Source organism: Micromonospora sp. GCM10011541, from assembly GCF_042650725.1.
Classification (GTDB): domain Bacteria; phylum Actinomycetota; class Actinomycetes; order Mycobacteriales; family Micromonosporaceae; genus Micromonospora; species Micromonospora sicca.
In genome coordinates this window covers 113,687-126,754 of record NZ_JBHSBP010000009.1, presented here as the reverse complement: position 1 = coordinate 126,754, position 13,068 = coordinate 113,687, and the positions used below count along the sequence as shown (strand labels likewise).

Annotated in this window: 11 protein-coding genes; 7 read left to right on the top strand and 4 right to left on the bottom strand. The window is 69.7% G+C overall.

Annotated elements, in window-relative coordinates; translation table 11 throughout:
• The first annotated feature begins 58 nt into the window (after positions 1–58).
• A complete protein-coding gene (gene pglW, locus ACFOYX_RS03415) occupies positions 59–4,486 on the top strand; it encodes a BREX system serine/threonine kinase PglW (protein WP_322439453.1) in 4,428 nt (1,475 codons plus the stop codon).
• Between the two features lie 21 nt (positions 4,487–4,507).
• A complete protein-coding gene (locus tag ACFOYX_RS03410; RefSeq protein ID WP_322475048.1) occupies positions 4,508–4,876 on the top strand; it encodes a DUF3024 domain-containing protein in 369 nt (122 codons plus the stop codon).
• 13 nt (positions 4,877–4,889) lie between these two features.
• On the opposite strand, the gene ACFOYX_RS03405 is transcribed toward ACFOYX_RS03410, so the two are convergent.
• Together ACFOYX_RS03405 and ACFOYX_RS03400 are read right to left on the bottom strand one after the other, a co-directional pair.
• Positions 4,890–5,093, bottom strand: a complete 204-nt coding sequence (locus ACFOYX_RS03405) for a type II toxin-antitoxin system VapB family antitoxin (protein WP_322439451.1) — start codon at positions 5,091–5,093, stop codon at positions 4,890–4,892.
• A 59-nt stretch (positions 5,094–5,152) separates the two neighbouring features.
• A complete protein-coding gene (locus ACFOYX_RS03400) occupies positions 5,153–5,731 on the bottom strand; it encodes a hypothetical protein (protein ID WP_322439450.1) in 579 nt (192 codons plus the stop codon).
• A gap of 60 nt (positions 5,732–5,791) precedes the next feature.
• On the opposite strand from ACFOYX_RS03400, the gene ACFOYX_RS03395 reads away from it, so the two are divergent.
• Together ACFOYX_RS03395 and ACFOYX_RS03390 are read left to right on the top strand one after the other, a co-directional pair.
• Entirely contained in the window at positions 5,792–6,676 is an 885-nt protein-coding gene (locus ACFOYX_RS03395; RefSeq protein ID WP_322439449.1) for an anti-phage DNA glycosylase Brig1, read from the top strand.
• Positions 6,673–7,584, top strand: coding sequence for a hypothetical protein (locus ACFOYX_RS03390; RefSeq protein WP_322439448.1), 912 nt, complete (start codon positions 6,673–6,675; stop codon positions 7,582–7,584). Before ACFOYX_RS03395 ends, ACFOYX_RS03390 begins: the two co-directional genes overlap by 4 nt.
• On the opposite strand, the gene ACFOYX_RS03385 is transcribed toward ACFOYX_RS03390, so the two are convergent.
• Positions 7,569–8,588 (bottom strand): ADP-ribosylglycohydrolase family protein, encoded by a 1,020-nt coding sequence (locus ACFOYX_RS03385; protein ID WP_322439447.1) that lies wholly within the window; start codon positions 8,586–8,588, stop codon positions 7,569–7,571. The genes ACFOYX_RS03390 and ACFOYX_RS03385 overlap by 16 nt on opposite strands.
• A 270-nt stretch (positions 8,589–8,858) precedes the next feature.
• The gene (locus ACFOYX_RS03380) at positions 8,859–9,137 is read right to left on the bottom strand and encodes a DivIVA domain-containing protein (RefSeq protein ID WP_322439445.1); all 279 of its coding nucleotides are present in this window, start codon (positions 9,135–9,137) and stop codon (positions 8,859–8,861) included.
• A 312-nt stretch (positions 9,138–9,449) separates the two neighbouring features.
• On the opposite strand from ACFOYX_RS03380, the gene ACFOYX_RS03375 reads away from it, so the two are divergent.
• The 3 genes from ACFOYX_RS03375 to ACFOYX_RS03365 all read left to right on the top strand — a co-directional run bounded on the left by ACFOYX_RS03375 (position 9,450) and on the right by ACFOYX_RS03365 (position 13,063).
• Positions 9,450–9,689: a winged helix-turn-helix domain-containing protein gene (locus ACFOYX_RS03375; protein ID WP_322439444.1), complete on the top strand. Its 240-nt coding sequence runs from the start codon at positions 9,450–9,452 to the stop codon at positions 9,687–9,689.
• Between the two features lie 72 nt (positions 9,690–9,761).
• Entirely contained in the window at positions 9,762–11,750 is a 1,989-nt protein-coding gene (gene pglX, locus ACFOYX_RS03370) for a BREX-2 system adenine-specific DNA-methyltransferase PglX (protein WP_322439443.1), read from the top strand.
• Between the two features lie 152 nt (positions 11,751–11,902).
• A complete protein-coding gene (locus tag ACFOYX_RS03365) occupies positions 11,903–13,063 on the top strand; it encodes an ISAs1 family transposase (RefSeq protein WP_377533818.1) in 1,161 nt (386 codons plus the stop codon).
• Positions 13,064–13,068: the final 5 nt, after the last annotated feature.

Below are 13,068 nucleotides of genomic sequence, written 5' to 3'. Positions count from 1 at the left end.
CCCGCCCGGTTCGGTCCGGTGAGCGGGCTCGGTGCGGCGTGAGCTTAGGATCTCTCGCATGCAGGAGGGTCCGTGGACGACGATCACGCCGTCGCAGTTCGCGCACGAGCGGGAGGCGCTGGCGTACGTCCAGGCGCTGCTGCCGGACACCGAGCCCTACCGGGCCTGGTCGAACTTCACCTTCACCGCGCAGACCGGTCACCCCTACGAGGTCGACCTGCTGGTGGCGGGACCGGGCGGGCTCTACCTGATCGAGATCAAGAGCCTCAACGGCCGGCTGGTTTCCAGCGGCTCGAACTGGATCCTGAACGGGCCGAGCGGCACCCGCACCTTCGACAATCCGCTCCACCTGGCGGACATGAAGGCGAAGAAGCTCAAGTCCCTGCTCCAGGTCGCCGCCGCCCGCCGCAAGGGCAAGCCAGTCAAGATCCCCTTCGTGCAGGCGGCGGTGTTCCTGTCCAAGCCGGGGCTGCAGGTCGAGCTCTCCGACCACCACCTGCACGGCATCTACGGTCCCGAGCCGGCGCCCGGCCACCAGCCGGGCCAGCTGCCGACCATCGGCTCGATCCTGAAGCGCCCGCCGCAGGACGAGCAGCAGCGGGTCACCAAGGAGATGTCCGCGGCGCTGCCGGGCCTGCTGGAAGAGGTCGGCATCGCCCGCAGCCGCCGGCACTACGAGATCGGCGCCTGGAAGCTGGCCCCCCGCCCGTTCGACATCGGCCCGACCTGGCAGGACCACGAGGCCCGCCACCGCGATCTCGAACGCGAGCGCCGCCGGATCCGGATCTACCTGGTCGAGCGGAACGCCGTCCAGGCCGAGCGGGCGAGCATCGAACGCGCCGCCAAGCGCGAGATGCAGGTGCTGCACGGCATCAACCACCCCGGCATCGTCCAGGTCGACTCGATGGAGTCGCACGAGGCCGGCCCGGCGCTGATCTTCCGGTACGACCCCCGCTCGATCCGCCTCGACCACTACATGGCCCAGTACGGCGACCGCCTCGACGCGCTGAGCCGGCTGGCGATGATCCGCCAGCTCGCCGAGACGGTCGCGTACGCGCACCGCCGGCGGTTGCACCACCGCGCCCTGTCGGCGCGCAGCGTCCTGGTCAGCCCGGGACGCCAGCGGCGGGGTGGCAGCGAGGACGAGGCGTGGCTGACCCCGCAGCTGCAGCTCAGCGACTGGCAGGCGGCGACCCGCGGGGTCGACGGGAGCGGCGGGGGCAGCAGCGGCGACCCGGTCACCCTCTCCACGCACGCGGCCACGCACATCGAACGCTCGGCCGAGGCGTACCTCGCGCCGGAGCTGACCGCGCCGAAGCCGGACGCGGTCGCGATGGACGTCTTCGGCCTCGGCGCGTTGAGCTACCTGATCCTGACCGGCCAGCCGCCGGCCGCGAAGCGGGCCGAGCTGCTCACCCGGCTGGCCCGGGACAACGGGCTGCGCGCCTCCGCGATCGCCGACGGGATCACCGAGTTCGCCGACGAGCTGATCCAGGCGGCCACCGCCCCGGTGCCGACCCAGCGGCTCACCACCGTGGCCGAGTTCGTCGAGATGCTCCAGGTGGTCGAGGAGGAGCTGACCGCCCCGCCGCCCGCGTCGGTGCACCCGGAGGAGCCGGAGCCCGAGCAGGTCGACCCCCTCGAGGCGCGCGGCGGCGACCGGGTCGGCGAGTGGAAGATCGTCCGCAGCCTCGGCACCGGCTCGACCTGCCGGGCGTTCCTCAGCTTCAACGAGCGCACCCGCCGGGAGGAGGTGCTCAAGGTCGGGCTCTCCGACGAGAAGGGCGCCCGGCTGGCACACGAGGCGAGGGTGCTCGGCCCGCTCACCGACTCACGGGTGATCCGGCTGGCCCGGCCGGAGCCGCTGCAGATCGGCACCCGCACGGTCGTCGTGCTGGAGCACGCCGGTGACCGCACCCTGGCCCGCAAGCTGCGCGACGACGGCCGGCTCACCGTCGACGAGCTGGAGACCTACAGCGACTACCTGTTCGGCGCCCTGGACTACCTGGAGGGGGAGGGCGTCTACCACCGGGACATCAAGCCGGACAACATCGCCATCCGGGTACGCCCCAACCGCACCAAGCAGCTCGTGCTCTTCGACTTCTCCCTGGCCGGCGTCTCGGTCAAGGAGATCACCGCCGGCACCCCGCGCTACCTCGACCCGTTCCTCGGCACCGCCAACCGGCCCGGCTACGACAAGCACGCCGAGTGGTACGCCCTCGGGGTCACCCTGCACGAGATGGCCTCCGGCGAGCTGCCCGTCTGGGGCGACGGCGGCACCGAGCCGCAGCTGACCGAGGGCCCGCCGGTGCTGGCCGTCGAGGCGTTCGACCCGGCGATCCGCGACGGCCTGGTGGACTTCCTCCTGCGCGCCCTGCACCGCGACCACCGCCAGCGGTTCGCCTCGCTCAAGGACATGCGCGACGCCTGGCAGCAGGTGTTCCGCCGCTCCGACGCGAGCGCCCCGGTGGGCACCGACCACCCCGAGATCGAGGCCGACGAGCCGGACGAGAAGGCCGCCGAGGCCGCCCGCGACGAGGCCGCCACCAAGGCGACCCGGGCCACGGCCCTGGAGGCCGCCGGGCTCACCCCGCGCGCGGTCTCCGCCGCCCACCGCCTTGACGCCACGACCGTCGGCGAGCTGCTCACCGTCGCCAACAAGCTGGCCCACCTGCCCGGCCTGGGTGCCAAGACCCGCCAGGAGCTGCAGCGCCGGGTGAAGGAGTGGCGCGGCCGGCTGGGGGAGCGGGAGACCATTCCGACCACGCCCGCCGCCCGCAAGGCGGCGACGGAGGAGGTGGCCTCCGAGGCCGCCGCCGGGGACGGCGACCCCGATCTGGTACGCGTCGGACTGGACGCGATCGCCACGCTGCTCGTCCCGGCCAGCCGTAACCCCAACGACGTCGAGGCCACCCGGCTGGCGCTGCACCTGCCCGACGCCACCGGCGCCCTGCCGGACCTGCCGCTGTGGCCGCAGCACCCGCAGGTGGCCAAGCCGCTGGGCCTCACGCCCGCCCGGATCGCGCAGATCCTTGGCAAGCAGCGCAAGCGCTGGCACGACATCCCGGTGGTCGGTAGCGTGCGTACCCAGATCATCGAGCTGTTGCGCGACGGCGGCCGGGTGATGGGTGTCGTCGAGCTGGCCGCGGCCCTGCTGAGCAGCCGCGGCTCGGTGCGTACCGGGGATGCGTTGCGGCTCGCGGTGGCGGTCGCCGCGGTGCGGGCCGCCGTGGAGGTCGACGCGCTCGCCGACGAGCCGCGCCTGCTGCTGCGCCGGCACGCCCGCGCCGACATCAACGGCAAGCCGCACCCGCGCGGCGACCGGCTGCTGGTGGCCCTCGAAGCGGGCGAGGACGACGCGCCGGACACCCCGGCCGCGCCCGCGCTGCTCGACTACGCCGACGCGCTCGGCAAGGCCGCCGACAAGCTCGCCGCCAGCGAGGTGCTGCCCAGCCCGGCCACGGTGCTACGTACCCTCGCGGCCGTGACCGCGCCCGGCGGCGCGGCCGACGCGATCGATGAACGGCGGCGGGTGCTGCTCGCCGCGGTGGCCTCGGAGCGGGCCGCCGCGACCGCGCGGCTGGAGCTCTACCCGCGCGACCTCGACCCGGTACGGGCGCTGCGGCTGGCCCAGGCCGGCGTGGTGCCCCCGGCGGCCTCGCCGGATGGGGGTCGCGGGCTGACGCCGGAGCTGGTGACCCAGCGGGTGCGGACGCGCTTCCCGGAGCTGGATCCGCTGCCCGCGCACCCGAAGCTGGACCGGCTGCTCGCCGAGGCCGGGTTCGAGCTGCGCTGGGACCGCAACCGGTACGTCCCGCCGCCGCCCCGCAACGCGTCGTCCTCCATGTCGATCATGCAGCGGCGCCCGTCGGTGACCGTCGCGCCGAGCCGGTGGACGGCCGAATCGCCGGAGCTGGCGGCGGCGATGCGGGCCGAGGAGCGGCTGACCGGTGCCAGGTCCGCCGGAGGGTTCCGGGCCCTGACGGTACGACTGTCCCGGTACGGGCTGGCGCGGGGGGAGCTGGCCCGGCGCTTCGACGCCCGGCCGGTCAACGTGGCGGCCCGCTTCCTGGACCACCTGCATGCCCTGGTCGATGAGCACCCGAAGCCGACCTGGGAAACGGTGGTCGGCGCGGACATCGCGCCGCCCGGCTCCCGGGGAGCGATCAAGCTGGGGGAGTACGTCGAGCGGGCGTGGCAGTTGGCCGCGCCGGAGCTGCGCGCCGAGCTGTCGGCCGAGGCGGGGCCGGTGCTGCTGCACGACGCGGCGGTGCTGGCGAGGTATCGGGCGATGGACCGGCTCTATGAGCTGGCGGATGCGGCGCGCGGTGGGGCGGGGGCTGTGTGGCTGCTCTGCCCGATGGAGGACCCGGCGTTGCTGCCGAAGCTGGACGGTGCGGTGGTGCGGGTGGGCGACAACGAGTGGATTGCCCTGCCGGACGCCTGGGTCGTCAACGCTCACCGCAGCGCAGTGGCCGCCTCCTGAAGCGCCGCGCTGCCTGACTGGATGTGGCGGGAGGTCGAAATGGCGGCAGCTCAAGGGCTACCGGAAGCGGATGTGGCCCAGGCGCGTCGGTGGTGCCACCAGCGCGTCCCGGAGCGGGTCCGTGACCAGGTGCGGATTGAGTGTGAAGAGGCGGCCCGCTACCTGACGATCGTCGAGTGTCGGGCCCCGTGGCGAGCCGACATGGGGTCGGAGTGGACGCGGCTTCCCGTCGCGCGCCTCCGGTACGCCAAGAACACCGGGACCTGGACGCTGTACTACCGGGACCGCAACCTCCGGTTCCATCGGTACGACCTGATCCCGCCCACAGGCAACATGGCGGAACTACTCGACGAACTCGATCGGGACCCGACAGCGATCTTCTGGGGTTGACCGCTTCGATCAGTCAACTGCGCCGGGAGGCGCCATCCAGGCCGGTCAGGTCGGGCAGCCCGCCGGTCTTGAGCCAGTCGGCGAACTCGCGCCGCTTCTCCCGGTTGACCACGGCCTCAAGAGCGGCGTTGACCGTCGCCTCCTTCGTCGTCGTGCCGAGGATCTTCGACGCTTCCGCGAGCAGGTCGTCGTCAACGTCCAGAGTCGTTCGTGACATAGTCGAGCGCCTCTCTGCCGAGTCAGCTGCGATGACATCAAGAATCCCCGTAGTTGATATCACCGCTCTCGCGGCGCGCCCGGCTGGTCGGCGGCGAGACCGGAGAGGACCTGCGCGCCGAAGAGCGATAACAGGGTGATCTGTTCGGACGTCAGACGCAGCGGGGGTGTTGGGTTGGTGTCGGGGAAGATCTGGGCCGCGTCGAGGTCCGCACGCCGAATGCTGGTGGCTATGCCGATCTTGACCCCTCGGTGGTTCAAGGTGTCGAGCAGGCGGAGGGTGTCGAAGAGGTAGACGGCAGAGATCTGCCATTGATGATGCACGACGCCGGCGGGTCGTCGTGGCCCGCTGAAGATCAGGTAGAAGTCGCAGTCATGCGGGCTGATGTCCAGGCCGGTGAAGGCATCGCCGTAGGTCTTGACGTTGACGGTCCGGCCGGCCAGTGGGCCCGATCTGAACGTTCCATCGTGGCCGGCCTGGACCGCGTTCCCGGCGAGTTGAATGTCGAAGATCTGTGCCGCCACGAACTCCCCGATGTCACCCTGCCGGGCGGACCGTCCGGTCAACCCCGCTATTGCGGCATCCAGGTCGTCGCGAGCCCGCAGCAACTCTGCAAGTTGGTGCAACTTCTCGGTCACGTCCTGAATTGTTCGCGTTGCACCCTGGCTTTGCCAGAGGCTCATCGCTAGCTTTTCGTCATGACGACCTCGACACGGGAGCGGGTTGCGGCCTTCTGGGACGCCCACATCGCGGCGTGGCTCAACGGTGAAGATCAACTACCACCATGGCTGGAGGGCTGGTTCGACTCCTATGTAGGTGTCGGTGCCGGCGAAGTGACCCGTGAGGGTTTTCCGGAGCCGTATCACGGTGACCTTCTCGGCTTGGAGCACACGCCGCGGATGGTGGTGCTCGGCCTGAACCCCGGCAAGTTTCACTCCCGTTTTCAGGGGCGGAACGGCATCTTCGCGGAGGAGATCAAGAAGCACTTCTCGTACAGCAGGTGGGCTACGACCTGTCCCTATAACCGGCCGCCGTGGACCCTGCCACACGAGATGGGCGACAATCCGTACTACCAGGCGCGCCTTGAGTTCACCCGCCGGTGGCTCCAGGACCCGAGCGCCGACCACCGTGATCTGTTGATCTTCGAGTGCTACCCGTGGCATTCGACGTCCATCACGGCTCCGCTGAAGCCACCGCCAGAGGTCATCGACGAGTTCGTGTGGCAGCCGATCGCGGAGCTGCCAGTGCAGGACGTATTCGCGTTCGGCCGACCGTGGGATGACGTCGCCCAGGCGCTCGGGCTACGGGAGGTGGACAAGCTGGGATTTGGCGGTACGGACTACGGGTCAGCGGTGCACAGCCGGGCGGTGCGGATGTACTCGCTGCCCTCCGGGCAGCGGTTGGTCGTCGAATGGCACGCCGGTTCAGCCAGGCCGCCGAGCGAGAAGGAGACCGCACTCCTTCGCGATACGCTCGTCGGAGCGGCGAGCGATGTCCCTAGCGAAACCCCGCCCCGCCCCAGGACGGGAGCATCCAGCGATCGGGCCCTCAATCCGGCGTCAGCCAAGCAGCCGTCGCCATGACGCTCGCCAGCGACACCGTCACCACCGCCAGACGTATCGACGAGCTCGGTCAGTACATGGCTGAGCATGTTCTGGGTCCGTCCGGGCAGTTCATCTGCCGGATGCTCGGCAGTTGCCGGCACAGTGTCCTGGGGCGAAGCGAGGGATCTCGACCGGAGGCTGCCTTCACCGCAGGACAGCTGTCGCACGTCGGCCACCATTACGACCTGGTGCTCGACGGGGTCCCGACGCGCACCCTGGTCATCGCCATGGAGACCGGGCGGGCACGAGAGGGCGTGACGCTCAAGGAGCGCCACGCCGAGGTGATGCGGTCCGCGAGCCTGGCGTTCACCGCGCGGAACCCGCACATGCGTGGGGTCACCAGCGCCTTGCGGCTCGCCGTCGGACGTGACCCCGGGGCGGATCGAGACGGTGAGCAGCTCCGCCTGGACGGCACCCGTTCCCCCGTACACCTCTTTGATGCCTATGCCATGGCCAACATGCGGCTGTGCTCCGCGGTGGTCAGCGGCACGAGCAAGTCGCTGGGCAACCCGACGATGAGCCGGAACTGTTCCCCCCACCTGGCAGCCACCATCAAGATCCTTGAGCCGACGCTCTGCATCGTTCAGGGCGTCGAGGTCTACAAGGCGCTCACCGTTCTCATGAGCCGCCGTCGTCAGATTGCACCAAACCTTGAGCAGGCGCGGATCGCCGGCGTGGACACGCTCGTCGCCGCGTTCACCCATCCCTCCGCCATGAGGTTGACCAGCCACTGGGGGCGGCTGACCAGCGCGCCGTACCTGCACGGAACAGTCGTTCCGACGATCAAGGCCGCGCACCAGTTGGTGACGAGGCGAGGCGTCCCGACCGACAACGTCGTCGGACCGCGGCGGAGACCGAGGGTCGTCGACGGTCAGCCGCCGGGGTAGCGGCTCCACCAGTACGGGTCGGTCGCGGGGGCGTACTCGCCGCCGGATGGGCTGTCCTCGATTTCGGTGACGAAGTCGCGCGCCAGGGTGTCGGCCACCCAGGCCAGTTCCAGCCGGGACAGCCAGTCGACGGGAAGTGCGTCCGGCCCGTGCCTCGTCCCTAACAGAGTGCCGGCCACCGTCGCCACGTGACCCCCGTCGTTGGTCGAGGAGGCGAACAGCAGCGCGTCGTGGATTGACTCCCGATGGGGGAAGGACACGGCCACGTAGACGCCGCCGGCCAGGGCGGACACTGCCTTCGCATCGGGTGCGAGGCGAGCCAGCTCCGATCGCTGACCGGGCCGCGACCGGGCGGCGGCCAGCGCCGGAGCCAGCGATCGTACGGGCACCCCGGACTGGTCCTCGTCGGCCGCCAGCACCCGGTCGACGGCGGCGTCAACGTGCTCGCCGGACGCCAACAGACGAACGATTCCCACACCGAGCCGGGCGGCGGCGAGCGCTTCTCCGGTGTGAGTGAGCGCGGCGATGGCCGCGGGGTCCAGCCGAGATCCCAAGCCGACCGGCAGGGTACGGGTGAGAGCGTGGGCGCCGATGCTCGTGCCAGCAGGCTTGTCGATGGTGCCCGGGGTACCGCCCTGAAGTGCTGAGACGGTAGCCGGCGCTGATCCGCGCCGCTCCGCCAACGCCGGCACCTTCGTCAGCCAACCGTTCGGCCAGTCCGCATCGTCCGGCACCTTCAAGCCAGGGATGCGCTGGATGGCAGCCCAGTGGATGTACGAGCGCCATACCATGCTGGGTGGGTGGCTGATGCCCTTGTGCTTGCCTCGGATATGGGCACGGATCAGGCCATCGATGGTGAAGCAGGCCAGCTGGCCGGCACTGGTGGCCCGCAGCGTCCCGCTGCCCGGTACGTTGCCGCCCGTCGCGCCGATCGCGTCACCGAGCATCAGCCCGAGTACGCAGCCCCGAGCGGTCGCGAGCTGCTCCGCCGTCACCTTGGTCATCCCGCGAAGCATAGGGGCGGGTAGCACGGGAGCGTTTTGGGGCCGGGGTGCTGGTGGCGCGGCGGAGGCCGGCGAGCTGGACGTAGATTTCGCGCTTGGCGGTCGCCTGGCCGCGCCGGTTGAGGACGTAGCCGGTCAGCCAGATCCAGCCGGCGTACGTCGGGCGGTCGCAGACCGAAACGACGCGGAAGGTCAGGGCGCGATCGCCAGCGAACTGCACCGAGGCGCGGCCGTCGATCCGGAGCAGGTCGCCGGGTTGGGGGCGCGCCACTACCAGCGGCCCTCGTTCGGCGGGCGGCACTCCCGGGCGTGCATGGTCTGCCAGTCGCGCAGGGCGCGCTTGATCCGGTCGTTCTCCTGGCTGAGCAGGCGTACCTGTCGGTGGAGGTCGGTCAGCTCGTCGGCGAGTTGGGCCTGGAACTCGCGTACCTGATCGGGGTCGGCGCCACGGCGGCGCGGGTCGAAGGTGCGGGTCCGCACCTCGTGCGGCGTCAACCGGGCCGGGCGACCGGTCCCGTAGAGCTGGCCACCTCGATACACCTGGGTCACGTCGGTCCTTTCCTGAACAGGCGGGAGCGGGGAGGTCCTTTCGGTGGGTCTGGAAGGGCGGGCCGTCCGCATGCCGGCCGCGGACGGCCCGCCCGCTCCGCCGCCGCAGCTCAGATCAGCGGTACGGCAGCGGAGCAGTCCGGTGGGTCGGGACGGGCACGCGTACCCGCCCCGACCAGGGGGATGAGCCGAACTCGTTGCCACGCGAGGACCGGCTCCGCTCCAACTTAACTAGGGAACACAGGGAAGTCAAAGCACGTTGTTTAGATATTGGAGGTGTGATCGAATTCGGGTTGCCACGCGAGGAGCGACATGCCCGAATCAGCTGGATATCTCCGCATCGCCGACGACGTGATTGCCGACGTCAGGTCGGGAAAGCTCAAGCCTGGCGACCGACTGCCATCGGTCGCCGAGACGCGCGCCGACTACGGCGTCAGCTATGGAACCGTGCAATTGGCCTACGTGCGCCTTGAGGCTCTGCGGGTGATCCGCCGGTTGCAGGGCAAGGGTGTGTTCGTCACCGATCCAAGGACCTGGATGCGGGAGCCGTAGGTAGCGACCCGTCGGCCAGATTGGGCCTTACGGGTACCTCCGTCCCGTCCACGGGACGACTAGAGTCGTCGCGTGATCGACCGGAAGCTGCTCTTGTCCGACCTGCAGAAGCAGGTCAAGAACCTGGAAAAGGACCTGCGGGAGCAGGTCGAATCGGTCGAGGAGGTGCGCCTCCGCCTGCGTGGTGAGTACGACCACGCCTTCAAGGTCGGGCGTACCGCCGCCACCTGGGCGGCCTGGCGGGACGAGCGCGTCACGCAGGTCGCCGTCGCGTGGGTGCTCGGCACCGTCTTCGTACGCTTCTGCGAGGACAACGATCTGCTGCCCGACCCCTACCTGGCTGGACCGGGGGACCGCCTGGTGCTGGCCGAGGAGGCCGAGGCGCAGTTCTTCCGGGACCGGCCCAACGAGACGCTTCGCGGTTGGCTGAAGCAGGGCTTCGACGCGATCGCCAGCACCCAGGCCGGTAAGTCGCTGTTCGACGAGCGACACAACCCGCTCTATCAGATCCCGCTGTCGCACGACGCGGCCAAAGAGCTGATCGGCTTCTGGCGCCGGCGCGGCGAGACCGGCGGCCTGGTCCACGACTTCACCGACCCGGAGTGGGACACCCGCTTCCTCGGCGACCTCTACCAAGACCTCTCCGAGGCGGCCCGCAAGACCTACGCCCTGCTCCAAACGCCACAGTTCGTCGAGGAGTTCATCCTCGACCTGACCCTCACCCCGGCGATCGGCGAGTTCGGCCACGACGTGGTCAAGATGATCGACCCGACCTGCGGATCGGGCCACTTCGTCCTCGGCGCCTTCCACCGGCTCCTCAAGGAGTGGGAGCGGCACGCCCCCAACCGTGACCCCCACGAGCGGGTACGCCTCGCCCTCGATGCCGTCCACGGCGTCGACATCAACCCCTTCGCGGTCGCCATCGCCCGCTTCCGCCTCCTCGTCGCGGCCCTCCGCGCCGGCGGCGTCAAGACCCTCGCCGACTCTGCCGGCTACGTCTTCCCGATGCACCTCGCCGTCGGCGACTCGCTGATCAAGCGGCGACAGGCCATGCTCTTCGGCGAAGACCCGATGACCGAGTTCGCCTACGCGACCGAGGACGTGCACGAGCACTCCGGCATCCTCAGCCCCGGCCGTTACCACGTCGTCGTGGGCAATCCTCCCTACATCACCGTCAAGGACAAGGGCCTCAACGAGGCGTACCGCGAAATGTACGACGCCTGCTCCGGCAAGTACGCGCTGTCGGTGCCGTTCGCGCAGCGCTTCTTTCAGCTCGCTAAGCCCGGCGACGGCGAGGGTAAGGGTGCAGGGCACGTCGGCCAGATCACCGCCAACTCGTTTATGAAGCGCGAGTTCGGCAAGAAGGTAATCGAGAAGCTGTTCGCCGTCGAGGTCAACCTGACCCACGTCATCGACACCTCCGGCGCCTACCTTCCCGGCCATGGCACTCCGACCGTTATTCTGATCGGCCGCAACACAAACCGCGGCCGGGCGGGCACGATCCGCACCGTGATGGGTATTCGCGGCGAGCCGAGTGCGCCGGACAGTCCGCGCCGGGGCCTTGTCTGGCAGGCGATCGTTGGCCAGGTCAACAGCCCTGGCTCCGAAAGTCAGTGGGTGAGCACGGGTGACACACCACGTGCCAGCCTTGCAACATTCCCGTGGAGCCTAAGCGGCGGTGGTGCAGGAAGCCTGAAGAAAACCATCGAGGAGTCTCATCCCACGCTTGGGACAATCGCATCGAGAGTCGGAGTGTTGGGCATGACAAATGCCGACGATGTGATGCTCGCAAGCCGGGAGGCGTGGAAGCGCAGGATCGGGGATCTTGGGCTCAACCGGCGTTTGGTGGTCGGGGACGAACTTCGAGACTGGAACTGCAACCTTGGCGACTGGGCATTTTTCCCCTATACCCCCGACTTTGCCCTCCGTCCGCTCGACGTAAACAGCGGGTGGTATCGGTGGCTCTGGCCGTGTCGCACCACCATTGGAAACAGGGCCACGTTCAGTAAGCAGACTTACTTTGAGGAAGGGCGCCCTTGGTACAGGGCCACTGCAAGGTAGGGATATGACCGCATTGGGGTCTTCGTGGTAGCCGCGCCGGGTTGTGATGTTACGTAGGAGAGCGCGGCCTTCCGTTGATCATTCAGGTGTCGAGTCTGGATGGTCACAACGGAAGGGCCGCGCTCGTGGCGTCATCATCGTTGATTGGTGGGCTGGCCGCACGCCTGCAGGGCGTGTCGGGTGAGGCGCATCGGTGGGGGTCGGGGCTGCTGGGTGTGTTGGCGCAGGTGCCGGACCCGCGGGATCCGCGCGGGGTGATCCATCCCTGGCCGAGTCCTCTGGCCGTCGCTGTCGCGGCGGTGGCGGCGGGGCAGATGTCGACCGCGGCGATCGGTGAGTGGGCCGCTGACCTGCCGGATGCCGTTCTGGGGTCGCTGGGGGCGGCGCGGGATCCGTGGACCGGGACCCGGGTGGCGCCGGACGCGACGACGATCGGGCGGCTGCTGAGCCGGGTCGACGCGGACGCGTTGGACACCGCGGTCGGGCGGTGGTTGATCAACCGCGCGACCGCCGTGCCCGGTGCCGTAGCCCGCCGAGTGATCGCCGTGGACGGCAAGACGCTGCGGGGCAGCGGCCGCCCAGGCGATCAGGTGCATCTGCTGGCCGCGGTCGACCAGCACACCGGGGTGGTGCTCGCGCAGACCGACGTCGATGGTAAAACCAACGAAATCACCCGGTTCCAGCCGTTGCTGGCCGGACTCGACCTGGCCGGGGCGGTCGTCACCGCCGACGCTCTGCACACCCAACGCGAACACGCCCGCTGGCTGGCCGAGAACAAGGCGGGTTACGTGTTCACGGTCAAGAAGAACCAGCCACACCTGTACCGGCAGCTCAAAGCGCTGCCCTGGGCAAAGATCCCGGTGCTGGACACCACCCGCGGCCGCGGCCACGGCCGCCACGACATCCGCCGACTGCAAACGGTCACCTGCACCGGGCCACTCGCCCTGGACTTCCCGCACGCCGTGCAAGCGATCCGGATCCGCCGGCGCCGCCTCCACACCGCCACCGGACGCTGGAGCACCGTCACCGTCTACGCCATCACGAACCTCACCGCCACCCAGGCCAGCCCCACCGACCTGGCCGACTGGCTCCGCGGACACTGGACGATCGAGGTGCTACACCACATCCGCGACACCACCTACCGAGAAGACGCCAGCCGCGTCCGCACCGGCAACGCACCCCGCGCCCTGGCCACCCTCCGCAACACCGTGATCAGCCTGCTCCGACTGTCCGGTCTCACCACCATCGCCAAAGCGCTACGCCGCAACAGCCGAAACCCACACCGAGCAATACAACTCCTCGGACTGACCTGAAAAGG

Coding starts and splice junctions, on each gene's coding strand:
- pglW (WP_322439453.1), top strand. CDS start 59: ATGCAGGAGGGTCCGTGGACGACGATCACGCCGTCGCAGTTCGCGCAC.
- ACFOYX_RS03410 (WP_322475048.1), top strand. CDS start 4,508: ATGTGGCGGGAGGTCGAAATGGCGGCAGCTCAAGGGCTACCGGAAGCG.
- ACFOYX_RS03405 (WP_322439451.1), bottom strand. CDS start 5,093: ATGTCACGAACGACTCTGGACGTTGACGACGACCTGCTCGCGGAAGCG.
- ACFOYX_RS03395 (WP_322439449.1), top strand. CDS start 5,792: ATGACGACCTCGACACGGGAGCGGGTTGCGGCCTTCTGGGACGCCCAC.
- ACFOYX_RS03390 (WP_322439448.1), top strand. CDS start 6,673: ATGACGCTCGCCAGCGACACCGTCACCACCGCCAGACGTATCGACGAG.
- ACFOYX_RS03385 (WP_322439447.1), bottom strand. CDS start 8,588: ATGACCAAGGTGACGGCGGAGCAGCTCGCGACCGCTCGGGGCTGCGTA.
- ACFOYX_RS03375 (WP_322439444.1), top strand. CDS start 9,450: ATGCCCGAATCAGCTGGATATCTCCGCATCGCCGACGACGTGATTGCC.